This window comes from Streptomyces aureocirculatus (genome assembly GCF_000720475.1).
GTDB lineage: Bacteria > Actinomycetota > Actinomycetes > Streptomycetales > Streptomycetaceae > Streptomyces > Streptomyces aureocirculatus.
The window spans coordinates 255101-279059 of sequence record NZ_JOAP01000002.1 but is presented as its reverse complement, the minus strand read 5'-3'; the positions used below and the strand labels follow the sequence as shown (position 1 = coordinate 279059).

General features: G+C 71.5%; 18 protein-coding genes. 14 read left to right on the top strand and 4 right to left on the bottom strand.

The window, feature by feature from the left end; all coding sequences use genetic code 11:
• Positions 1-6: 6 nt before the first annotated feature.
• Genes IG78_RS0103075 through IG78_RS0103060 form a run of 4 tightly spaced genes read left to right on the top strand, consistent with a single transcriptional unit; the run spans position 7 to position 4244 of the window.
• Complete coding sequence (locus IG78_RS0103075; protein ID WP_030559529.1) at positions 7-966, top strand: NAD-dependent epimerase/dehydratase family protein; 960 nt, start codon at positions 7-9, stop codon at positions 964-966.
• A complete protein-coding gene (locus IG78_RS0103070; protein WP_051852326.1) occupies positions 966-1619 on the top strand; it encodes an HAD family hydrolase in 654 nt (217 codons plus the stop codon). Before IG78_RS0103075 ends, IG78_RS0103070 begins: the two co-directional genes overlap by 1 nt.
• Positions 1616-2845, top strand: a complete 1230-nt coding sequence (wecB, locus tag IG78_RS0103065; RefSeq protein WP_078965081.1) for a non-hydrolyzing UDP-N-acetylglucosamine 2-epimerase — start codon at positions 1616-1618, stop codon at positions 2843-2845. Before IG78_RS0103070 ends, wecB begins: the two co-directional genes overlap by 4 nt.
• Positions 2846-2867: 22 nt before the next feature.
• The gene (locus IG78_RS0103060; protein ID WP_030559525.1) at positions 2868-4244 is read left to right on the top strand and encodes a GMC oxidoreductase; all 1377 of its coding nucleotides are present in this window, start codon (positions 2868-2870) and stop codon (positions 4242-4244) included.
• Between the two features lie 71 nt (positions 4245-4315).
• Here IG78_RS0103060 and IG78_RS0103055 read toward each other — a convergent pair whose 3' ends face one another.
• Entirely contained in the window at positions 4316-4594 is a 279-nt protein-coding gene (locus tag IG78_RS0103055) for a phosphopantetheine-binding protein (RefSeq protein ID WP_030559524.1), read from the bottom strand.
• A complete protein-coding gene (locus IG78_RS0103050; protein WP_078965082.1) occupies positions 4587-5945 on the bottom strand; it encodes a condensation domain-containing protein in 1359 nt (452 codons plus the stop codon). Before IG78_RS0103050 ends, IG78_RS0103055 begins: the two co-directional genes overlap by 8 nt.
• 409 nt (positions 5946-6354) lie before the next feature.
• Between IG78_RS0103050 and IG78_RS0103045 the strand changes: the two genes are divergently transcribed.
• The 5 genes from IG78_RS0103045 to IG78_RS0103025 all read left to right on the top strand — a co-directional run bounded on the left by IG78_RS0103045 (position 6355) and on the right by IG78_RS0103025 (position 12444).
• Complete coding sequence (locus tag IG78_RS0103045) at positions 6355-6795, top strand: GNAT family N-acetyltransferase (RefSeq protein WP_030559521.1); 441 nt, start codon at positions 6355-6357, stop codon at positions 6793-6795.
• A gap of 326 nt (positions 6796-7121) precedes the next feature.
• The gene (locus tag IG78_RS0103040) at positions 7122-8957 is read left to right on the top strand and encodes a non-ribosomal peptide synthetase (RefSeq protein ID WP_030559520.1); all 1836 of its coding nucleotides are present in this window, start codon (positions 7122-7124) and stop codon (positions 8955-8957) included.
• A gap of 269 nt (positions 8958-9226) precedes the next feature.
• The gene (locus IG78_RS0103035) at positions 9227-10366 is read left to right on the top strand and encodes an aminotransferase class I/II-fold pyridoxal phosphate-dependent enzyme (RefSeq protein WP_030559518.1); all 1140 of its coding nucleotides are present in this window, start codon (positions 9227-9229) and stop codon (positions 10364-10366) included.
• Between the two features lie 3 nt (positions 10367-10369).
• Positions 10370-11581, top strand: coding sequence for an aminotransferase-like domain-containing protein (locus IG78_RS43825; protein WP_051852325.1), 1212 nt, complete (start codon positions 10370-10372; stop codon positions 11579-11581).
• Positions 11578-12444 carry an acetoacetate decarboxylase family protein gene (locus IG78_RS0103025; protein ID WP_051852324.1) on the top strand — a complete coding sequence of 289 codons (867 nt, stop codon included), beginning with the start codon at positions 11578-11580 and terminating at the stop codon, positions 12442-12444. Before IG78_RS43825 ends, IG78_RS0103025 begins: the two co-directional genes overlap by 4 nt.
• 62 nt (positions 12445-12506) lie before the next feature.
• Here the strand turns inward: IG78_RS0103025 and IG78_RS0103020 are convergent, their stop codons facing one another.
• The gene (locus IG78_RS0103020; RefSeq protein WP_030559514.1) at positions 12507-13361 is read right to left on the bottom strand and encodes an alpha/beta fold hydrolase; all 855 of its coding nucleotides are present in this window, start codon (positions 13359-13361) and stop codon (positions 12507-12509) included.
• Between the two features lie 419 nt (positions 13362-13780).
• On the opposite strand from IG78_RS0103020, the gene rsgA reads away from it, so the two are divergent.
• The 5 genes from rsgA (at position 13781) to IG78_RS0102995 (ending at position 22604) form a co-directional block, all read left to right on the top strand.
• A complete protein-coding gene (gene rsgA, locus IG78_RS0103015) occupies positions 13781-14809 on the top strand; it encodes a ribosome small subunit-dependent GTPase A (protein WP_051852323.1) in 1029 nt (342 codons plus the stop codon).
• A 199-nt stretch (positions 14810-15008) separates the two neighbouring features.
• A complete protein-coding gene (locus IG78_RS0103010; protein WP_051852322.1) occupies positions 15009-18218 on the top strand; it encodes a non-ribosomal peptide synthetase in 3210 nt (1069 codons plus the stop codon).
• Positions 18219-18496: 278 nt separating this feature from the next.
• Complete coding sequence (locus IG78_RS0103005) at positions 18497-19807, top strand: MFS transporter (protein WP_051852321.1); 1311 nt, start codon at positions 18497-18499, stop codon at positions 19805-19807.
• 21 nt (positions 19808-19828) lie between these two features.
• A complete protein-coding gene (locus IG78_RS0103000; protein ID WP_030559508.1) occupies positions 19829-21070 on the top strand; it encodes an aspartate aminotransferase family protein in 1242 nt (413 codons plus the stop codon).
• Between the two features lie 40 nt (positions 21071-21110).
• Positions 21111-22604 (top strand): carboxypeptidase M32, encoded by a 1494-nt coding sequence (locus IG78_RS0102995; RefSeq protein ID WP_030559507.1) that lies wholly within the window; start codon positions 21111-21113, stop codon positions 22602-22604.
• Positions 22605-23176: 572 nt separating this feature from the next.
• On the opposite strand, the gene IG78_RS0102985 is transcribed toward IG78_RS0102995, so the two are convergent.
• Positions 23177-23932, bottom strand: coding sequence for a class F sortase (locus IG78_RS0102985; protein WP_225882059.1), 756 nt, complete (start codon positions 23930-23932; stop codon positions 23177-23179).
• Between the last annotated feature and the right edge of the window lie 27 nt (positions 23933-23959).

Below are 23959 nucleotides of genomic sequence, written 5' to 3'. Positions count from 1 at the left end.
GCGGACATGGAGTGGAACAACCACCCGGTCCTCGTCACCGGAGCGGACGGGTTCGTCGGCTCCCACCTCACCGAGGCACTCGTCGACCGCGGCGCCCGCGTCACCGCCGTCGTCCGCAGGACGTCGCGCTCCCAGGTCACCGCCCGCTTCCGGAATCTGACCGAACGGACCGTGGGAGGCCTCGACGCCCTCCTCCACGTCGACCTCGCCGGGCCCGACGCCGTGGCGGCCCTGACCGCGTGCGGCGCCCACACCTGGTTCCACCTGGCCGCGGACGCCTATGTGCCCGCGTCCCTCACCCAACCCGCCACGGTCGTCCAGACCAACATCGCCTCCACGCTGAACGTCCTGGAGGCGGCCCGGGCGGCGGGGCCGCGACACCTGCTGGTCACCAGCTCCAGCGAGGTCTACGGCACCCACCCCGGACCGATCGCCGAAGGCGACCCGCTGGAGCCCGCGACCCCCTACGCGGCGTCGAAGGTCGCCTGCGACCGCCTCGCCCGCTCCTACCACGACGCGTTCGGCCTGCCCCTGACCATCGTCCGCCCCTTCAACTGCTACGGGCCGCGGCACGTCTACGACGTGGTGCCGCTCTTCCTCGCGCGCGCCCTGCGCGGCCGGCCCCTGATGGTCAACGGCGACGGGACCCAGACCCGCGACCTGACCTACGTCGCCGACACGGTCGACGCGTTCCTGCGCCTGGCCGAACTGCCGCCCGAGGGAAAGCCGTACAACATCGGCACCGGAGTCGACCACAGCATCGCGGACCTGGCCCGGCAGGTTCTCGCCCTCACCGGGTCGGCATCGCCGCTGCGGCACGGCCCGGCACGGCCCGGAGAGGTCCACAAGCTCCAGGCGGACGCCACGGCCCTGCGCAAGGCCACCGGCTGGGAGCCACAGCACTCGCTGGCGGACGGCCTGCGGCTCAACTTGGACTGGACCCGAGACAACATGGAGTGGCTGTGATGCGCGGGGCCCTGCTGGTGGACGCGGGCGGAGTCCTGTTCAACAACGTCACCGAGGAGTCCGGCTTCCTGCCCGAACTCGCCGAGCGGTACGGCGCCGACGCCGACCGGCTGCGCGCGGAGCTGGACCGGCGCGACGCCGCGTACGAGACGAACGCGCGGGGCGTCTTCGACGTGCTCACCGACGCGCTGGCGGCAGCCGGGGCACCGGAAACCCCGGACCTCGACCGCGAACGGGTCACCGCCCTGTACCTGGCGGGCGTCCGCGCCCACCGCCCGGTGTTCGACGCCCTGGCGCGCATCCGCGCCAATCACCCCGGGCTCGTCCTCGCCCTCGCCAACAACGAGGCCGAGGCGTGGGACCGGGCCAAGAACGCGGCGTTCGGCCACTTCGGGTACTTCGACGTGCTCGCCTCCTCCTGGAAGCTGCGGGCGGTCAAGCCCACGCACGTCTACCTGGAACGCCTGCTGGACGCCTGCGGCTGCTCTCCCGCGCAGGCGGTGTTCGTCGACGACAACCCCGACGTCGTCACCGCGGTGCGGGACTTCGGCCTGGCCGCGGTGCACCTGACCGACCCGGCACGGTTCGCCACCGCCGTCCCGGCGGCGCTGCGCGCGCTCGCCGGGCCCGTGACCGAGGCGGAAGCGGGATGAGGGCCGAGGCGCCGATCGACGACCGGGGCGGAGCCCTGGCCGGGCCGGTGGCCGGACCCGGGGAGACGGACACCTCGCCGTCGAGCGTGGGCCTCGACGGCGAGGTGAGCCCGCAACCGGGGAACGACGGCATCGCGATCGTCCTCGGCACCCGCCCAGAGATCATCAAGCTGGCGCCGGTCATAGAGCTCCTCGGCCGCCGCGCCCACGTGGTGCACACCGGCCAGCACTTCGACGCGGCCATGTCCGACCGGGTCAGCCTGAGCATGGGTACCCGGCGCTACCGCCTGCGCCTCGACGTCGGCGGCAAGAGCCGCGGCGGTCAGCTCGGCGCGGCCGTCGCGGCCCTGGACCGCTTCTTCAGCGGCTGGCGCCCCCGCGCGGTGGTGGTGCAGGGCGACACCACCTCCGCGCTCGCGGGCGCGCTCGCCGCCAACGCGGGCGGCCACCCGCTGCTGCACGTCGAGGCGGGCCTGCGCAGCTACGACCGGCGCATGCCCGAGGAACACAATCGCGTCCTCATCGACCACCTCTCCGACCTGTGTTGCGCGCCGACGTCGGTCAGCCGGGACAACCTGCTGGCCGAGGGAATCGCCCCGGACCGGATCGCGGTGACCGGCAACACCGTGGTCGAAGCCGTCGCCAAGGTGCTCCCCGACACCGCCGCGCGCGAGGCCCTCCAGCGCGCGCACGGCGTCAAGGAGAACCAGTACGTCCTGGTGACCCTGCACCGGCCGGAGAACGTGGACGCCCCCGACATGCTGCGGACCCTGCTCACCGAGCTGAGCCGGGCACCCCTGCCGGTACTGTTCGTGGTGCATCCGCGCACCCGCTCCAGCCTCGTCCGCTTCGGCCTCGGCCCCCTGCTCGCCCCCCTGCGGATCGCCGACCCCCTGGACTACCCCGAGTTCCTGGCCCTGGCCTCGGGAGCCGCCCTGCTCGTCTCGGACTCCGGGGGCCTCCAGGAGGAGGCCAGCATCCTCAAGAGGCCCATCCTCGTGGTCCGGCAAAGCACCGAACGGCCAGAGATCCAGGGCACCTTCGGCGCCCTGGTGCCGCCCGGCGAACGGCTCGGGCACACGATCCGGCACTGGCTGTCGACCGCCGAACAGCGCCGCTTGCGCCTGGCCGGCCTCCGCTGCCCCTATGGCGACGGCCATGCCTCCCACCGCATCGTCGAGGAACTGCGCAAGCTGCTCCACGACTCCGAGGACGCGGCGCGATGACGGGCCCCGCGAGGAGGACAACGTGAAGGACATCCCCGTAGCCGTGGTGGGCAGCGGAATGAGCGGCGGCGCGGTCGCCGCCGAGCTGGCCCGCAGCGGTGTCCCGGTCATCGTCCTGGAGGCGGGCCCCGACTCCGGCCGCAGCCACGTGGCGGCGAAACCGGAGTCGGCGGTCCTGGCCGACCCAGGAGCGGACGCGGACTTCGCCCCCTTCTTCGCCCCGGCCCCCGGACCGCACTACGACCGCCGCTGCGGGCTGCGCAGGCGCGTCGGCGGAAGGTCCCTCTACTGGCGCGGAATCTGTCTGCCCATCGAGCCCTACGCGCTCACGGACTGGCCCGCAGCGGTCCGGCAACGCTTGGGCGAACCGGGCGGCACCGGGCTCTACGGCCAGGTGTGGGAGGAACTGGAGCGGTGGACCGGCCGCGCCCTGCTCACGCCGCTCGACGACCGTGAGTCCGCCCTGCTCGACACCGTGCGAAGCCGGGGGTACGGCGACGCGACCGTGACCCCAAGATCCGTACGTGTCCTCGGCGATGACCCGCGGGGGGAGTTCTCCTGGGAGGCGTATTCACCCGTTGGCGGCGTGCCCGCCGCTTCCGTACGCGACCGATGGCCGGTCGAGGACCTGGTGCCCGCGCCGGACGGAACCGTCGAGGTGCGCGCGGCCGGGGGAGCCGAGAGCGTACGGGCCCGCGCCGTCGTGCTGTGCGCGGGAACGGTGCACAACGCCCGGCTCCTGGCCCGGGCCGGACACCGCGCGGGAGTGGCGGTGCCCGGTACGTACGCCATCGTCGACCACCTCGTGCGCGGTTGGGTCGCCGCGGTGCCGGGCGAGGGGCCCGTCGACGCCTCCGTGCTCGCCGTGCGCGACGCCGCTGCCCGCTCCAACGTGATGGTGGAGATCACCGGCACGGAAGGCACCGGGCTGCTCGACGTGTGGGCCATGGGGGAACAACTCCCCTCACCCGCCAGCCAGTTCGGGTTCGACGAGGAAGGGCGCCCGCATTGCACGGTGGGCCACAGCGTCAACGACCGTGAGGTGCTGGGGCGCCAGCGGGAACTCCTGCGTGCGCTCGCCGACGCCCTCGGGGTGGCGGGCGGCGCGGACCTCGCGGCCGCCGAGGACTGGCCCGATTTCGATACGGCCGTGTCCCGCGCGCGGCGTTCCCCGGGACGTGCGGCCCCCTACGGCTGCCGACTCGGCAGCCTCGACCACGAGTCGTGCTCCCTGCCGCTCGGCGGGCCGGTCGTCGACGACACGGGACGCGTGCGCGGCCTCGGGCCGCTGTATGTCGCCGGACCGTCGGTGTTTCCGCGCGCCGGTGCCGCCAACCCGTCGCTGACCACGCTCGCCCTGAGCCGCTATGTGGCGGAGAACGTCCTGCGCGAGCTGTGAACATCCTGGCCGGGCCCGGGCGCACCGGGCCCGGCCAGGACGGGTCGTACCGGTCGGAACAGCGGGGGCGCCTACCCGCGGGTCCGGGTGAGGAGTTCCGCCACGTCCCGCACACTGACCGACGTCATCAACTCGAACTGCGTCGGCAGCGGGCCGCCGCTCACTTCTTCGAGCCGGTAGATCAGGGCGATGATCTCCACGGAGTCGAGGCCGAGGGCCCGGTCCCCGTCGTGCGACCACAGCAGACTGTCCGCGTCCAGGACGGAGCGGTCCAGACGGCCTTCGGTGACGGCGACGACGTACTCGCAGACCTCGCTCACCACGGCTTCAGCGGATGTCGTGTCAGCCATGTCGGACTCCCTCCCGTTCTTCGGCCCGGACGGTGTCCCCGCCGTGTCCCGCGTCCGGCGCCCCGGCTCCCGACAGCGCCCCCACCGCGTGCGCCAGATAGCTCTCGACCCGCGCCTGCGGATAGCGGCCGCTGCTCGTGTACCAGCGGATCTCCAGCGACCCGGAGTCGAGTACGAAGTCCACCTCATGCAGGTTGTCCCGCTCGCCGCCCAGCGGCAGGTCGTCGCCGGAGGACTCGGGCACCTCGCGCAGCACGGTGAGCCGGGAGGGCAGCCTGCGCCCCACGTAGTTGGCGGTGATGTCACCGATGGGCAGGCGGCCGAGCCGCTCGCGCACCCGCGGCTCGCCGAGGTACTTCAGGAGCCCGAAGGTGATCCCGGCCGACGGCACCCGGTCCAGGTGTCGCTGCGCCGCGTGGAGCTGGTCGACGACGGGGGCACTCGTCGCCAGGTCCACGGTCACCGGGTACAGACAGGTGAAGTCCCCTATCGTGCCCGACAGGTTGGGCATGCCCGGGATGCCGCGACGGCCGCTGCCGATCAGGTTGACGGTGGCCCGCACATCGTCCTGACCCGGGAACAGCGCGTTGAGTACGGAGACGACAGCGACGGCGTTGATGGTGACCCGGTCGCCCCCGGCCAGCGGACCGAGCAGGCTCTGCACGTCCGCGGCAGGGAGCCGGGCGCACGTCAGCTCGGTGAGTCCGACGCTGTTGGGCCCGCTTCCGGGCCCCGGCTCGGGCGGTCGGCCCGTGCCCACGAGCCGCTCCCACGCCTCGGCGTCGGCGGCCAGCTCGGCGGAGCGCGCCCGGTCGGCGAGCCATCGGGTGGCGTCGTCGTAGGAGACGGCCGGGGGCTTGACCTCCGCTCCCCGCAGCGCGGCGTCCAGTTGGGCCTGGAGCAGCAGCCACCCCACCTGGTCCACGACGAAGTGGTGGCACAGGAGCAGCAGGCGCGGTGCGACCGGGTGCGTGTAGTGGACACAGCGCATCAAGGGGCCCTGCCCAAGGACGAATTCCTGGTGCAGCTTCTGTGCGTCCGCCGTGACGAACGCGGTCAGCTCGTCCGGGGTGAGCCCCGCGGTGTCGCGGGCGGTGGCGTCGAACCGCTCGTCCGCGGGCAGCAGGGTGTATCCGTCCCCGTCCAGGCGCAGCCGCAGTACGTCGTTGCAGGCAACGACGGCGCGGACCGCGGCGCGGACGCGGTCGAAGCCAAGCTCCGGGGGCACCGCGTACAACTGACTGACGTTCCAGTGGTGCGGGTTGGGCAAGTCACGTTCGAGGAAGCGTGCTTGTTCCGGCAGGAGAGGGCCCCTGGGCGGTCCGCTCGTGGCCGACGACGGCTCAGGCATGGTTGCACCGGCCCTCACACGTCCCGGTGACGGAGGGCAGCGGGGGCCGGCCGGTCGCTGACGGCGGATGTGGCGGGCGGACGGATGTCGGCGGTGGCGCGGTGGCGGTGGGAGACATGAACTGGTGACACCCCTTCGCACGACGTGGCCACCCCAGGGGGGCCATAGGACAGAAAGGTGTTTCCCTAGGTGTGCTCGGTTCTCCTGTGACGGCACGCATCGCCCCGGCGCGGACGGCGCGATAACTCGTATGATCGGCTGATTCTGTCGGGGGAGTTGCCTCGGCGGCCTTCGGAGAGTTGCCGCTTCGGTGATCGGCGCCGGGCACGGTGCCCGCGCCGTACGGCCGTCGCACGCAGGCGTGTTGACCGTGTCAGAGGTGGCCTGTGAAGGCCACTAGGATCGGCGCATGCAGATCTCATACGAATGGCGCGGCGACTTCGACGATGACACCCTCAACGCCCTGCACAGTCAAGGGTTCGGTCATTCCGCGCTGTTCATTGGCTGGTGGGAGCAGGTGCAGCGGCACAGCCTCGGGTGGGTCGTGGCCAGGGAGTCCGGGGGAGCCGACACGGGCGGCGCGTCCGGGAAGGCCGAGGCCGGCGGTCGGCTCGTCGGGTTCGTGAACGTCGCCTGGGACGGCGGCGTGCACGCCTTCGTGCTGGACACGCTGGTCGACAAGGAGTTCCAGCGACGAGGCATCGCCACACGCCTCGTCGCCGAGGCCGTACGGGGTGCCCGAGCAGCCGGATGCGAGTGGCTGCACGTGGATTTCGACGAGGAACACCGGCCGTTCTACTTCGACGCCTGCGGATTTCAGCCGACGGACGCCGGGCTCATCGCCTTGTGACCCGATAGGTGAAACTATCGCCTTGTTGGCCATGATCCAATGCGGGTCGCTGGTACGTGCAACCGGATGAAGAGGGACGTTATCGTAAGCCAGGGAGTCCCGACAGTTCCGGCGTGGCGCGTTATCGCCGCAGCGCTCTGTCTTCCCCTTGTGCAGCACGCGTTCCGCACGGGGCTTCGATCTCGGCGCAAAGAGTGCTGTTATACGTGGCCACAGCAAGCGACCATCGAACAATGCGACAGCCGACCGCAACTGTGGGGTCTTCGCATACCGTTGACCCCTCTGAGCCCACTCGACAGTCGATTCCCCCTACTTTTCTCCGCCGGGTGCGGGAGACTCCGCATGACTCCGCGCTGATCACCGCGCGGGGACACCTCCTCACCTACCAGGAGCTTGACGAGCGAGCGCGTGCGGTGGCCGCGGCACTGACAGCGGCCGGCGTGCGCCCCGAGGACGCCGTCGGCGTCTCGGTGACCGGTACGGAGCACATGGTCATCGGCGCACTGGGCGTCCTGATGGCCGGTGGCGGCTACGTTCCACTGGACGCCGGATACCCCGCGGCCCGCCGAGCCGCGATGATCGGCGACGCCGGGGCCCACGTGGTGCTCGTCGATCCCACCACCTCCGCCGGGTACGGCGACATGACGTGCCGCCTCCTGGACATCGACGAGGCCATGACGCACGACCCCACCCCGGTGACGGCCGTGCACGACGCGGACCCGGACGCACTCGCCTACGTCGTGTTCACCTCGGGCTCCACCGGCGGCCCACGCGGCGTGGCCACCACGCACGCCGCCGTGGTGAACATGGCCACCCACCAGCCCTACGCCGCCATCGACCGCACCAGCAGGGTCGCCCAGGCCGCCAGCCACTCCTTCGACGCCTGCGCGTGGGAAATCTGGGGAGCGCTCCTGAACGGTGCCACGCTGGTGGAGGTGGACCGGCGTGACCTGCTCGACCCCGAGCGGTTGCGCGCGGCGCTGCAACTACGCGGCGTCACGGCCATGCTGGTGGTCACCGCGCTGTTCCACCGCCTGGTCGAGCAGGATCCAGCCCTGTTCGCACAGGTCGACACGGTGCTCTTCGGCGGCGAGGCGGCCGACCCGCGCCGCGTCGCCGACGTGCTGGCCGCCAGGCCGCCACGGCGCCTCGTCCATATGTACGGACCGGCCGAGACCGCCACGTACGCGTCCTGGCACCAGGTGCGGGACTGCGCCGCCACGGACGACACCGTCCCCATCGGCACACCGCTGCGGGGCTACGAACTGCACGTCCTCGACGAGCGGTTGCGGCCGGTGGCCGCGCCGGACAGCGGGGAACTCTACATCGGGGGTGCGTTCGTGGCACGTGGCTATGCCGAGAGGGCCGGTGAGACGGCGGCCCACTTCGTGGCGGATCCCTTCGCCCGGACGCCGGGACGGCGGCTCTACCGCACGGGTGACCTGGTCAGACGGCACACCGACGGAACCCTCGCCTTCGTGGGCCGGGCCGACCTCCAGGTAAAGGTCAGCGGATACCGTGTCGAACTCGGCGAGATCGAGGCGGCCATCGAGGAGCGGCCCGACGTCGGCGACGCCGTGGTCCTCCAGGACGAGCAGGACGGCGTGCGCGCGCTGGTCGCCTGCGTTCGGCCCCGGGCAGGGGGCACGGCCGACCAGGTCGACCAGGACGCGCTGCGCGCCTGGCTCGCCGAAGCCCTGCCCTCGTACATGATCCCCCATCGCACGCTCGTCCTCGACGCGTTTCCGCTGAGCCCCAACGGCAAGGTCGACCGCCAGGCTCTGCGCCGCCGGCTCCGGGGCCGGCCGACGGAGCGACACGACAGCGGCACGGACGTGAGGGAGCGGCGGGACGACGCCTCGGACGTCACGGAGCGGCGGGACGACGCCTCGGACGTGACGGAGCGGCTGCTCACGCTGTGCGGCGACGTCTTGGGCGTCGACGCCCTGAGCCCCGAGAACTCGCTCCTGGAATCCGGGGGCCACTCACTCGCCGTCATGCGCATCATCGGCCGGGTCAAAGAAGAACTGGGAGTTCGCCTGCGCACCTCGATGCTGCTCGACCCGAACACCGCCCTGCGCGATATCGCGCACCACATCGCCGAACACCGGGCCACCCGGAAAAACCGCACCGGAAGTATTTCCGAACGCCACCTCGTCTGAGCGCGTGCGCCCCGAAGAGAAACATCGCCTCCGTCCCGGCCGCCTTCCGCCCCGCCGCCATACCCGCCTCCGCTCTGCTCGCCTTCGCTGTACGCGCCGCTGTCTTCCGTGCCTCAAGTCGCGCGCGCAGGAGAAATCCCCGCTGCGCGGGCGGGCCGTGGCCGCCGCCCGCACATCCGACGCGCCTTGAGCCCTTGAGGGCGTGCACCCCACCGTGGAGAGGACCGTTCTATGTGCAGCCCGTCGCCTGTTTCCCGGATCGGTGTTCCGTGCTGAATCTCACGGAGATCGAACAGCAAGCTCTCGACGCCCCCATCAACCTGTCCGACGGCCACGCCCGGCAACTGCCGACGCCGGCCCAGAGCACGCTCGTCGCACGCCTGCCGCAGTGGTTCGCGGAAGTCCGCGACGCACCCTTCGAGGAACTCGAACGCAGGGCGCAGACCGCGTTCCTCTCGGCCCTGGGCCAGAACCGGGCCCCTGTCGCGACGGGCCAGGTCCTGAGCGTCTACTCGTCATCGGTGGCGACCATGGCCGTCGGCCGACTGCTTCAGCGCAGGTCCGGCCGGGTCGCGCTGATCCACCCCACGTTCGACAGCATCGCCGACCTCCTGCGCGGCCATGTGGACTTGGTGCCCGTCGCCGAGCAGGTCCTCGCGGAAGGCGACTGGGAGCGGGCCGTGCCCGCCGACGTCACCTGTCTGTATCTGACGGTCCCCAACAACCCGACCGGCTGGCGGCTCGACGAGGCGGCTCTGACCGACCTGGCACGCTGGAGCACCGAGCGGGACGTGCTGCTGTGTGTCGACACCTCCTTCCGAGGGTTCGACCAGCGCACGCAGTACGACATGTACCGGGTCCTGGAAGCTGCGGGCACGGACTACATCCTCCTGGAGGACACCGGGAAGCTGTGGCCGATGCTCGAACTCAAACTGGGCTTCCTCGCGGTCAGCCCGCGCATGGAACGGCCCATCAAGAAGATCATGAGCGAGGTGCTGCTGAGTGTCTCGCCGCTGGTGCTGCGCCTGGTCGAGGAACTGTCCAAGGACTACGCGGCCGGTGGCATGGCCCAGTTGCACGACCTGATCGGCACCAACCGGCGCGTGGTCGCCGAGACGGTCACCGACCTCGACGGTGTCACCCTGCTCGACCCCGACTCACGGGTCAGCGTCTGCCGACTGCGCCTGCCGTCCGCCGACAGGAGCCTGTCCGCCCGGCGGGCCCTCAAGGAACGCGGCGTGCACGTGCTGCCCGCGGGACAGTTCTACTGGGCCGACCCTTCCGGAGGCACGGACCAGGTGCGGATCGCCCTGGCCCGCGACCCGCACGTCCTCGCCGAGGCCCTGAACCGTATGTCCGACGTGTGGGCGGGACAGCGGCAGCGGCAGCGGATGCACGTGCTGGACTGACCCATGGCCGCCCCGAATCGACGGACGGCGTGCGCCATCGGCGGCGCGCCGGGCATCGTGCAGGTCGAGTCGGACGACGGACTCGACCTCCGCGTCGGCCAGCCCGCCCCGGCACTGCTCCCCACGGACCTCGTGGCCCGGCACCAGGCCGTCGCGCTCGACCGGTACGGACCGGCCGCGCTGGCCTACGGGGCCAACGCGGGGCCCACCCCTGCGCGGGAGGCCCTCGCGGCCTGGACGGCGGGCGCCGAGGACGGCCACTGGACGGCACGGGACGTCTTCGTCACCGCCGGTGCCAGCCATGCGCTGGCTCTGCTGTGCGAGGAGCTGGGTACCCCGGACGCCCGAGTCCTCGTCCAGCGTGCCAGCTACAGCGTGGCGCTCGACCTCCTGCGCCGGCACCAACTGCGGCCGCTGCCCGTCGGCACGGACGACTGCGTGCCCACCGCTGCGGAGTTCACCGCGGCGGCGCGCGCCGCCCGCCGCGCCGGTGAGCGGATCGCCTTCGCCTACCTCCAGCCCACCTTCCACAACCCGACGGGGCGGACCTGGACCACCGCCCAGCGCCGGGCCGTCGTCGAGGCGTGCGCGGACCTCGGCGTGACGATCGTCGAGGACGACCCCTACCGCGAGCTGCATTTCGGGGATCCGCCGCCGCCGTCGCTGACCGCCCTGGGCTCCCTGGGACCTGTCATCGGCGTACGGACGCTGTCGAAGGTCCTCGCGCCGGGACTGCGGGTGGGCTGTCTCGTCGGCGGTGCCGCGCTGAGGGCCCGTCTTGAGCGGGCCCCGCTGTTCGCCAGTGGCGGCGGCATGGCGCACATCGGCGCGCTGGCGGCGGCCTCGCTCCTGACGTCGCCCGAGTTCCCCGCCCACCTTCAGCACCTGCGCGTCGAGTACCGCGAGCGACGGGACGCACTCCTGGGCGCGCTGACCCCGGCAGCGGGGGCCGAAGCCCGCTGGGAGCGCCCCGGCGGCGGCTTCTTCGTGTGGCTGCGGCTCAGCGGCGGTGTCCTGGCCGACACCGTCGAGAAGCTCTCGGCCCGGTACGGCGCCCATGTGCTGCACGGCGGGCCGTTCCGGGCCCGCCTGGGCGACGGCGGTCAGGCCGTCCGCGTGTCCTACTCCATGCACTCCGCCCCCACGCTGGCCACTGCCGGCCAGACCCTCGCCCGGGCCATCACCGAGGCATCCGGAAGGAACCGTAACCGATGACCACCGCACCGAACGGGCAGCAGACCACAGCGGCGCATCATCCGGAGGCCGGACCCCCGGCTGCGCCCGTCACCACGGCCTCTGACGGCCCGTCGGGTTACACGCTGCCCCTGTCGCCCGACGGCCGCTCCTCCCTGGTGCCGCCACCGCCGTGGCACTTCTCCGGCGATGTGCTCTACGTCGCGTTCCGCACCGACCCGGATGCGGTGCGCGCCTTTCTGCCGCCCGCACTCCGGCGGGGAGAAATCGACGGCACGGCGGCGGCAGTCTTCGGCGACTGGCAGTCGTGCTGCGACGACGGCGCGGAACTGGAGGACCCGGTGCGCGCCCAGTTCCGGGAGTTCTCCCTGTTCGTCGCCTGCACCTGGCGGGGCAGGCCCGCCGTGCGCTGCCCCCTCGCCTGGGTGGATGCCGACTTCTCCCTTGTACGCGGCCTCGTCCAGGGATATCCCAAGAAGCTCGGGGACATCGCGATGACCCGCAGCTTCGGCATCGGCAGGGCCGGGGCGCCGCTCGCCGCGGGCACCGCCTTCGCGGGCACCTTGGCGGCCGGGCACCGCAGGCTGGCCGAGGCCCGCGTCGTCCTCGACCGCCCCGCCGACCCGCCCGCCCTGATGAGCCACCCGATGGTGCACACCCGCCGCTTCCCGGCCTGGACCCCCGACAAGCCGGGAGAGACGGAGCTGGTGACCGGCGGCAGCACGGACCAGACGTACGCCGATGTGTGGGCGGGGCAGGCCGAACTCGCCTTCCCCGACTCCCCGGTCGGTGACCTGGCGGCGTTCGCCCCCCGGGAGGTGCTCGGCGGCTACCGGTTCTCCTTCGCCGAGACCCTGCTGGGGGGAGAGCGGGCCGAGGCGTGACACCGGTCAGGGCGGTCGCCGCCCGCTCACGTCACCAGGACACCGACGACCCGGGCGTCGGCTCACGTCACCAGGTCACCGACGACCCGGGACACCGTGTCGAGGTCCAGGTCGGTGAAGCGCGGACCGCGCCGGGGCGGCATGGGCTCCACCCGCACCGGGCGCGTCCACCGCAACCGGTCGCGCAGCCCCGCCTCGTCCTCGGTCACCATCACGACCCGGGTGTTCTCGGGCACCACGTCGGCGTTCCGCATCGGCGCGCACCCGGCGTTCGCCTCCCACACCCGGTACATGCCGTGCACGACCCGGGCCGCGGCGTCCTCGCCCACACCCTTGCGGCGGAAGACATCGGCGAGCCAGGCCAGGCGCGTCGCCCGGTCCGCCGCCCGGAACATCGGCCACGGCGGTCGGTGCTGCTCGGGGATCTGGTCGAAGGCGAAGATGGCGACGTTGTCGTCGCCGCTCGGCTCGTCCGGGCCCGGATCGATCAGGACGAGCGCGGCGAAGCGCTCCGGCGCCCGGGACGCCATGGCCAGCGCGATGCCGTACCCCATGCAGAAGCCGAGGGCGACCGTCGGCCGCGGCGGCTCGGCCGCGTCGAGCTCCCCGACATAGCGTCCGGCCATGGCCGGAAGCGACGTGTCGGGCTCGCCGCCGGACAGGCCGTGTGCCTGAAGGGTGAGCAGCGCGGCCGACTGCGGCAGCCGGCCGATCAGGGAGCGCGCGAACAGCGACACACCGCCGAAGGCGTGGGGCACCACCACGGTGCCGGTGGCGTCCGGCGGGGAGACCAGATACGCCAGCGAACGCAGCATCGCGGGCGGGGTCCGCGCGGCCGCGGCCTCGGAACGTGCTGGGTCGCGGCGCTCGTTCGCTTCGGCATGGGGGTCGTCGGAAACCGGGATGTCCGTCGTCATGTCCTTCGCTTTCTGCTGGGGGTCTCATCGGTGTCTTCGGTCCCGCGGAAATTCCTGCCCACGCTCTCCGCCCTCGACCCCGGCCGTTTTCCCATGCCCCGCTTTTCCGCGCTCTCCGAGAGGCCGTCACCGCCCCGAGACGTCGACATCCATCATCGCCGAGTTCGTTAAGAATAAGCAGGCAGAGTGTCAGCCATTTATTCCGGAGCTGTCAGTGCCGTGCCGTTCGTGCCGTGTTCATGGAAAAGAAGCGGTACGCCCGCGCCCTGGGGGCACGAAACGGGTGGCAAAAAATTGACGAACTGACCGCGCCCTTGTCCTTGTCCCAAGGAGCCACATAAAATGCCAAGTAAACTCAGCCCCCGAGTCATGGTCATCACGCGGGCCTTCATCCACCCGCATGAGCGAAGGTAAGAGCTGTGTTATCAGGAACGCTGATCGATTACGGCTGGCAGCCGTCGCGCGACGGCGAACTCATGGAGGACCTCACGCCCGGCCGTGTGGTCGCCGTGCACTCAGGCGCCTTCGACGTGGCGACGGAGGACGGCACGATCCGCACGCGCCTGCCGCGGCGGCTGCTCAACGACGGCGTGGACGTCGCCGTCGGTGACTGGGTCGGCATGTCCGAGGAACTGGTCCGGCAGGTGCTGCCTCGCACCTCCGCGATCGTGCGCAACGCGGCGGGCCGCGCGACCACCGCCCAGACCCTGGCGAGCAACGTGGACATCGCGTTCGTCGTCACGTCGCTCGGCCCCGACCTGGAACCCAGGCGGCTCGAACGCTATCTGGTCGCCGTGTGGTCCAGCGGCGCCGTGCCCGAGATCGTGCTGACCAAGGCGGACCGCTTCGACGACGTCAGCGAGATGCTCGCCGAAGTCGCCGAGGTCGCCGTAGGCGTTCCCTTGCACGTCATCAGCTCGCACACCGGCTTCGGCTGCGAGGATTTGCGGGCGCGGATCGGGCCCGGCACCACGGCCGTGCTCCTCGGCTCCTCCGGCGTGGGGAAGTCCACCCTGGTCAACCGCTTCGCCGGGCGCGAGGTGATGGCCGCCGCACCCACCCGCGCCGGCGGCGACGAGGGCAGGCACACCACCACCCACCGCGAGCTGCTGCTCCTGCCCGGCGGCGGCCTCCTCATCGACACCCCGGGCCTGCGCGAACTGCAACTGTGGGACGACGAAGGCCTCGACGACGCGTTCGCCGACATCGCGGAGCTGGCCGAGGACTGCCGCTTCCGGGACTGCACCCACACCTCAGAGCCCCGGTGCGCGGTCCTCGGCGCCGTGGACGACGGCACGCTCACCCCCGAGCGCCTGCGGAGCTGGCGTAAACTCCAGCGCGAACTCCTGATGGTGCGCGCCCGGCAGGACGTCCGCCTCCAGCACGAGGAGAACCGCCGCTGGGAGGAACACCGCCGCGAAGCCCGGGCCAAGGCCCGGCGCCGCTGACCACGACCGCGCCCGCCGAACCGGCACGCGTCGAGGTCCCGGACGCTGAGCCGACGGCCGCCCACCCTCCCGCCAAGGTCCCACGTTACGCCCGACAACTCCTCACAACACCCACCGAGTACACGCACGCCGCTGCCAGGGGCACCGGCGTCGGTCCCCGCTGCCTCGTGTGACCGGACTGTGAAAGAGGTGCTGCGCCATGGCCGTAGATCCCCACCAGGACGCCCCGGTGGAGCACGTGGCTCCCCTCACCGGCGTACAGGAAGGGATGTGGTTCCTCTCCCAACTCGAAGGACAACCCGCCTATATGTTCCAGGCCTGGCTGGACCTGCGCGGGCGGCTCGACCGTGACGCGCTCCAGCGGGCCCTTGACGAAGTGATCCGCCGGCACTCCGCGCTGCGCACCACCTTCGCCACCGACCAGGGCCGCCCCTACCAGCGCGTGCACGCCCCCGTGCCCGCGGCGATCGAGGTCCGCTCCGTGGCCGGCCTGAGCGAACGGGAGCGGCAGGACGCCTACGACCAGGCCGTGCGCGAGGTCGTCACCAGGCCGTTCGACCCCGCCCGGCTCCCGCTCATCCGCTGGACCCTGTTCGAGGTGGCCGAGGACGAGCACCGCCTGCTCCAGAGCGAGCACCACCTCATCCACGACGGCGGCTCGTTCGTCATCTTCGCCGACGAATTCGTCCGCCTTTACCATGCCTACAGCCACGGTAAGCCCGACCCGCTGCCGCCGCCGAGCGCCCAGTACTGGGAGTACGCCGAAGAGGACCGTCAGGAGCTGGCGGAGCGGCTGCCAGAGGGCCTCGAGTACTGGCGCAAGCAGCTCAGCGACCTGCCCGGCAGCCTCGCCCTGCCCCTCGACCGGCCCCGGCCCGCCGTCCAGCGCTTCCACGGCAGCACACACGACTTCGTCATGGACCCCGAACTGGCCCACCGCGTACGCGAGTCGGCGAAGGACCGGCAGGTCACCCTGTTCGGCTACATGCTCGCCGCCCTGACCGTGCTGCTGCGGCGCTACAGCGACGAGGCCGACCTCGTCATCGGCAGCGGTGTCGCCAACCGCTCCGCCCCCAGCGCGCAGCGCATGATCGGCATGCTGGTCAGCACCGTCATGCTGCGCATACCCCTGGCGGACGACCCGACGGTCGGGAGCCTCCTGGAGCGCACGCACACCGTGCTGTGCGACGCCCTCGACAACCAGGACATCCCCTTCAGCAACGTGGTGCGCGACCTGCGGATCAGCCGCAGCCTGTCCGTCAACCCCGTGACGCCGGTGCTGTTCAGCTTCCACGACCTGCCCATGGCGCGGGTCGATGACGACGCCTTGACCATCGACGTCCACGAGGGGCTGAACGCGGGGGCCGCAAAGGTCGACCTCGACATCGTCGTCATCCCCTCCACCCGGCGCCGCATCCTCGGACCGCCCACCGACGAACCGGACAGCATCCGGCTCATCTGGGACTTCAGTACGGAACTGTTCGACCGCGCCACCATCGAGCGGATGGCCACCCACTACTGCGACATCCTCGCGCAGATGTGCACGCTCGGCCCGGACGGCCGCGTCTCGGACATCGCCCTGCGCGACGCCACAGTGGACCAGGCCCTCGCCGACTTCAGCGGCACGACCCGCACGCGACCCGAGGGCCGCACCATGGTGGACCTCTTCGAGGCCCAGGCCGCCCGCACTCCCGACGCCGTCGCCCTGGAGAGCGGAACCCGGCACGTCACCTACGCCGAGCTGAACCGCTGGGCCAACCAACTGGCCCGCGAGCTGCGGGCCCGAGGGGTCGGCGCAGAGGACCCCGTCGGCGTCTGCCTGCACCGCTCTCCCGAACTCGTCCTTGCCCTCCTCGGCGTCCTCAAGGCCGGTGCCGCCTACGTACCGCTCGACCCCTCGCTGCCCGGCCGGCGCCTGACCTGGCTCGCTGCGGACGCCGCCGTCAGCGCCGTGGTGGGGCGGGCGCCGGGCGAGGCACCGCTGACCCTGCCACAGGGCACGGTGTGGGTGAGCCTGGACGACGAGGCCTGGACCAGTCACGACGCGGACGACATCGGCGTGCCCCGCCACGAACGAGGTCTGTGCCACGTCCTGTACACCTCCGGATCCACGGGCACCCCGCGCGGAGTCGGCATCGAGCACCGCTCCCTGGTGAACTTCGTCGAGGCCACCGCCGACGACTTCGGAATCACGCCCGCCGACCGCGTCCTGCAGTTGGCGTCCTTCGCGTTCGACACCCACGCGGAGGAAATCTTCGTGACCCTGACCCGGGGCGCCACACTCGTACTCGGGGTCGAACCGGCCGAGCCCCGCACCTTCCTGCGGCAGGTCGACGAGGCCGATGTCACCGTCATGGGGCTGCCCACCGCCTTCTGGAGCGAGATCGTGCGGTTCCTCGACACCGCCGAGGCCCCGCTGCCGGAGCGGGTGCGGCTCGTTCCCGTGGGCGGCGAGGCGGTCAGCGCGGTGCTGGCGGCCGCCTGGCACCGGGTGACCCGGGGCCGGGTGCGCCTGCGCAACGGTTACGGGCCCACGGAGACCACCGGCGTCGCCACCGCCACCGACCTCACCGCCGACGACCTCGTCTCCGGGCGACGGCCCCCGATCGGACGGCCGCTGCCGAACGTGCGGGTGTACGTGGTCGACGACGCGCTGCGCGCGCTGCCGGTCGGCATCCCCGGAGAGCTCCTGATCGGCGGCGTGGCCGTCGCCCGGGGTTACGCGGGCCACCCCGGTTGGACCGCCGAGCGGTTCATACCCGACCTGTTCTCGCCGCGAGCGGGGGACCGGGCCTACCGCACCGGGGACCGCGCCCGCTGGCTGCCCGACGGGCGGCTGGAGTTCCTCGGCCGCCTCGACGACCAGATCAAGATCCGCGGTTACCGCATCGAGCCGACCGAGGTCGAGAAGGCACTGCGCGAGACCGGCGTGGCCCAGGACGCGGTGGTCATGGTCCATGACGACGACCGGGGGCAGCGCCGCCTGGTCGCGTACCTCCTGGGCTGGGACGGGCAGGCGCCCACCGTCTCCGAGATCCGCGACACCCTGCTCACCGCCCTGCCCAACTACATGGTCCCCGCGGTTTTCGTCCCACTGGAGCGGATCCCGAGGACCGTGCAGGGCAAGACGGATCTGCGGGCCCTGCCCAAGCCCACGACCGACCGGCCCACGACCGAGCGCGTCGCACCGGCGTCCGACCTCGAAACGGCCCTGGTCGGCATCTGGCAGCGCGTCCTGGGGGTCGAGACCGTCGGCTGCACCGACAACTTCTTCGACCTGGGAGGTGATTCGCTGCTCTGCATGCAGATGATCGCCGCGGCCGACGACCACGGCATCAGCCTGAGTCTCACCGATGCCTTCGAACACCAGACCATCAGGGGCCTCGCAACGGCGGCGTCAACCCCCTGACACCGGCTCGACAAAAGCGGTGGGCGAGGGGCGCGGAGGGTTTTCCGAGTGCTGCCGCCACCTGGGTTCTCCCGCCGAGCAGTCGCGCCCTCGAATCGACGAAGTCGCTACGTCCGAGGAGTTTCGCCCGTGGTCTCTTTCCCCCATGAAGCAGGCAACGGGGCAGTGGAATCAGCTACCCCAGCCGCTGCCCTGTTCACCGGTCCATTCGCTGGCTTTCCCGCCGCTGCCGCCACTCGCCACGTCTGGAGGCCGGCAGCGGTCGCCGGCGCGGGCGCGTGACGCGCGTGGCGGCGGAGAAGGGGCTCGGCCGGCCCTTTTACGCGCTCCTGACGGCCGCGGCGATATCCACCCTCGGGGACGGCGTGCGAGCAACCGCCGTTCCGCTGCTCGCTGCCGAGTTCACCCACAACGCGTTCCTGATCAGCATCGTCAATTTCGCGGGCTGGCTGCCGTGGCTCACGGTAGCCCTCTTCAGCGGTGTGCTGGTCGACCGCTGGGACCGGCGCCGGACGATGGTGTACGTCGACGGGGCGCGCGCCGCGCTCGTCCTGGTGCTCGCCCTCCTCGCGATCGCCTCACCCGAGTCCTGGAAGTGGCTCCTGCTGGTCGCCGTGATCGCCTTTCTCCTCGGTGTCGGCGAAACCCTTTTCGACCCCGCCTCCCAGGCCCTGCTCCCGGCGGTGGTGCCCCAGCACAAGCTGACGGTCGCGAACAGCCGCTTCCAGTCGCTCCAGTTGACCGGCAGCGAGTTCGTCGGCCCCCCGCTGGGCAGTCTGCTGTTCGCCGCCGCCGCGACCCTGCCGTTCTTCCTCGACTCGGCCAGCTTCCTCCTGGCTGCCGTCCTGGTCGCCGCCATCCGGCTGCCACCGGGCCTCGTCGCTCACCACGCGGCGCAGGAGAAGGAGGACGAACGCATGATGGAGGCCGTACGGACCGGCCTTCGCTGGCTCTGGAACGAACGCCCCATCCGGACGATGGCCCTCATCCTCGGAGCGTGGATGGTGGTGGACGGCGGCGTCTACGCGGTCCTCGTCCTCTTCTCCCTCGAACAACTCGGCCTCGGCACAGCCGGGTTCGGCCTGCTGATGACGGCGAGCGCGGTCGGTTCCATCTTCGGGTCCCTGGTCGCCCCCCGGGTGACCCGGGTGATCCCGGGCGGCTACGCCCTCGTCGCGTCCCTCGCCGTGTTCGGCCTCGGCTACCTGGCCATCGGCTCCGTGCACCACCTTGCGGTCGCCCTGGCGGGATTCTCCCTGGCGGGCCTGGCCAGCGGCGTGTGGAACGTGATCACCGTCACCTACCGCCAGGCGTACATCCCCCAGCACCTGTTCGGCAGGGTGATCAGCGCCTACCGCGTCATCGCCTGGGGCGGCACCGCGATCGGTTCGTTGGTGGGCGGCGCGGTGGCCCAGGTCTTCGGGCTGCGCGTGCCACTGCTGGTCGCCGGGGCCGCCGTCTGCGGCCTGGCGTTCGTCGCCTACGTCGAACTCCGGCACATCGTCATGCCGACGGAGACCGACCCCGCCGACAACCCCGTCGCGGCCCCCTCCGGGGACGACTCCGACAGCCCCCGCACGGCCGACTGACTACCCAAGGAGTACCCCGTCATGGCTGGAACACCGCCCCTGCGCCTGGAGGCGACCGACGAACTGCTCTCCCGAGGCGAGCGGCACGATGCCTGGATGGCGACCTTCACCCAGGGCCTCGACTTCGACACGTTCACCTGCGGCACCTACCCCCGCTTCGCCGCGAAGGCCTCCGGAAGCCGCCTGTGGGACCCCGACGGCAACGAGTACATCGACTACATCCTGGGATACGGCACGGTCCTGCTCGGCCACGCCGATTCCAGGGTCCTGGACGCGGTCACCCGGGAGCTGGCGAGCGGAACCTGCACCTCCCCGCTGTGGCGCCCGGTCCAGGTGGAGCTGTCGCAGCTCCTGACCTCCGTACTCCCGAACGCCGACCTGGTCTATCTGATGCGCACGGGCTCGGACGCGACGGCGGCGGCCGTCCGGCTCGCCCGCCTGCACACCGGGCGCAAGAAGGTGCTCCAGTGGGGCTACCACGGCTGGCACGAGTGGTCGACACCCCGCCCGGAGGGGCTGCTGCCCGCGGTGCGGCGCGAGACGCTGACCTTCGAGTACAACGACCTGCCCGCCGTGCGCGCGGCGTTCGAGCAGTACGGCGACGACATCGCCTGCGTCATCATGATGCCCTTCGAGACCGACGCCCCCGAGCCCGGGTTCCTGCACGAGGTGCGGCGGACAGCCCACGCCCACGGGGCGCTGTTCGTCCTGGACGAGCTGCGCTCGGGTTTCCGCATGGCGCTCGGCGGCGCCCAGGAGTACTTCGGCGTGGACGCCGACCTGGTGACCGTGGGCAAAGGCATGTCGAACGGGCACGCCCTGTCGGCCATCGCCGGGCGCGAGGACGTCATGCGGGGCCTGTCGCGCACTCACATGGAGTCCACGTTCTTCACCAACAGCGCCGAGATGGCAGCGGCGCTGGCGACCACGACGGTGGTGCGGGACACGGACGCCCTGCGGCATGTGTGGCGCATGGGCGAGCGGCTTCTTGAGGGATTCCGCGCCCTGATCGCGGAACTCGACGTTCCGGTACGCGCCGTGGGCTATGCGCCCATGCCCTTCCTCGAGTTCACCGACCCAGACCTCGACCGGCGGGCGGTGGGCCGCGAGGCCTTCTTCCGCGCGGTGGTGTGCAGAGGGGTCTTCTTCGAGCCCGACCACCACTGGTTCATATCGGCCGCGCACACCGAGGACGACATCGACCGCACCCTCGAAGCCTGTCGCGAGGGCTTCCTGACGCTGCTCAAGGCGGCCGGGGCATGACCCGCGCCCGGCACCGCCCCGCTACGGGAGGGACGTACCGATGGACCGGGTGATCGAGGAACTGTGGACGTTCGCCGCCCAGACCGCCGACCTGGAGAAGGCGGGCTACCTGCTGGTGTGGGACGAGGAGACCCACATGCCGGCTGGTGGCGGCGACGAACGGATGCACCAGCACGCCGCCGTCGAGCGCGCGGTGCAGGATCGCTGGGCCTCCGACGAACTCGCCCGGCTCCTGGAGCGCGCCGCCCCCCTGGTGGCACGGCTCGACCCGGAATCCGACGAGGCGGCCTTGATCAGGGCGCTGCGCCGCGACAGCGACAAGGCGCGGCGCGTCCCCGAGGGAATCCGCCTGGAGATCGCGGCATGCCAGGCGCGCAGCTTCGGACTGTGGCAGAGGGCCAGAGCCGAGCGGGACTTCGGGATCCTTCTCGGCGAGTTCGAGCGGGTCGTGGATCTGCGGCGTGCCTACGCGGAGGCGTTCGGCACGCTCACCGACCCCTACGACGCCCTCCTGGACGACTACGAGCCCGACATGACCGCCGCAGAGGTCGACGCGGTGTTCGCCCAGGTGCAACCGGCCCTGGGGGAGGTACTCGCAAACCTGCGCGACGCCGCTGAAGACGGCACGGACGTGCTGACGGGGCAGTTCGACCCGGACCGGCAGCGCCGGTTCACGCTGTGGCTGCTCGGCCACTGGGGCTTCGACGAGGGCTCATGGCGGCTCGACCGGTCGGTCCACCCCTCGCAGCTCTCCCTGGCCGCGAGGGACGTACGCGTGACGGGCCGCTTCGACAGTGGCGGACTGCGCGGCATCTTCGGCGTCCTGCACGAGTTCGGGCACGGCCTCTACCGGCGGCAGGTGGCGGACTCGCTCAGCCGCTCCCCGCTGCGGGAACCGCCCTCGTCGGCACTCGACGAGTCACAGAGCCGCCTGTGGGAGAACGTCGTCGGACGGCGCATGTCCACCTGGAGGTACGCCTACCCGCGCCTGAAGGAGGAGTTCCCCGAGCAGTTGCGGGAGGTGCCCCTGGAGCGGTTCTACCGCGCGATGAACACCGTCAGGCCCACCGCCGTGCGCACCGCGGCGGACGAGGTGACTTACGGGCTGCACATCATCCTGCGCTACCGGCTCGAACGGGAACTGCTGGCCGGGACGGTGGCGCCACGAGACCTGCCGGACGCCTTCGCCGCAGCCATGCGCGCCACGCTCGGCGTGGAACCTCGCGACATCACCGAAGGGGTGCTGCAAGACCCGCACTGGTTCGACCTGGGCTTCGGTTACTTCCCCACCATCACCCTGGGCGACGTAGTGGCCCTCCAGATCTGGGAGCGCGCGGAAACGGAACTCGGCGGCCTGGACGAGCGGTTCGAGCGGGGAGAGTTCGGCGACCTGGTGGAGTGGCTCGCCCGCGAAGTCCACCAGTACGGCCGCAAGTTCAGTGCCCCGGAAACACTACGGCGCGCCGCCGGGGGACCCCTGGACGCCGGTCCGTATGTGACCTATCTACGGAAGAAGTACGGCGTCGACGCCTGACGGCCCGGCCCGAGGGGAGACGCACAGAGCGCATCCCCTCGGGATCAGGTCCTGTCGGACAGTGAGATCGGGACACGGCGCCCTCCCTGCGGAGGTCTGGGTTGGGCCGGCAGCCATATGTCGTCGGTCACGGTGCCGTCGGCCGCCAGGGCGACCAACGTCTTCTCGTCGGCGTCCACCAGGAGCCGGCCGCGCGACCGCTTGGCAGTGGTCCTTGGCCAGCAGTGGGGGCAGTGCGGCCTTGAGGGCTTCCGCCCGCCGCCGGTCGGCCTGGACTCGGATCCCCTCCCACACCTGACTTGGACACCGTCGCCGAAGGCGACGGCGCGACCAGTTATCAGCTCACCTACGGCGACTGGGTGAGGGTTCTGCGCAGTGCGGGCCTCACCGTAAGTCCTGCCTTGCGCGGTGCCATCCAGTAGGCGGCGGTCGGGCAGTTCCTCTGTCGGTGCGCACTCGGTGTTGGCTGGGGGCTCACCAGCGAACGCCGCAGCGAACATGACCAGTTGCTCGACGGAGTCGGCACGCTGCGTACGACGCCAAGGACCGGGCCCGCCACGGCGTCGCAGGTGTCAGGACTGGCGGGAGACGAGGCGCGCGAAGACGACGATGTTGTCCGCGTACCGCCCGTCGGCTGCCGAGTAGTCCCCGGCGCAGGTGATGAGCCGTAGTCCGGCGTGGTCGAGGTTGCGGTACACCTCGATGGTGGGGAATTCGGCCTTGGGATATTGGGCGATGCGCTCGACCGCGAAGCGCGCCGTGGCGCCGTCCTTTCGAACCACATCGATCCGGTCGCCGGCGGTGAGCCTGGCGACGTCGAAGAAGACGGCGCGCTCGCCGTTCCACGTGACGTGGCCGGCGATCACAGCGGGTCCCTTCTCGCCCGGCGCGGGGCCCGGGTGGTACCAGCCTGCCCGGGCGGGATCTTGCGGTGTCTGCATCGCCTTGTCGCGATCCAGGCCGAGCCGCTCCAGCCGAGAACGCACGTGAATCGCCGGAATCGACACCTCCACCGGGGCGGAGTGCGCCAGCGGACTGACGCTGGGAGGGCTGGTGGTGGAGGTGGTCCGCCTCTTGGAGGGGTCCGGGTTCGGAGCCTTCGCAGATGAGGCTTCAGGGCTGTCCGCCAGAGCGGGCGGCGCGGCGGCCCGGCGGTCTGCTGCGGTGGTCAACAGCAGACCGCCAGCGGCGAGCAGGACGCACGCGGCGCCGGCCAACACCGCCCGCCGTGCCCGCTGAGCAGACCCGATGGCGGCGCGTCGACCACCGCCCTGCAGCGGGCCTTGTGCTGGCCGCGGCTTCTGAGGGGCTTCATCTTCGCTGCTCACCTGGGCCTCCTGCCGTTTCTCACGTCC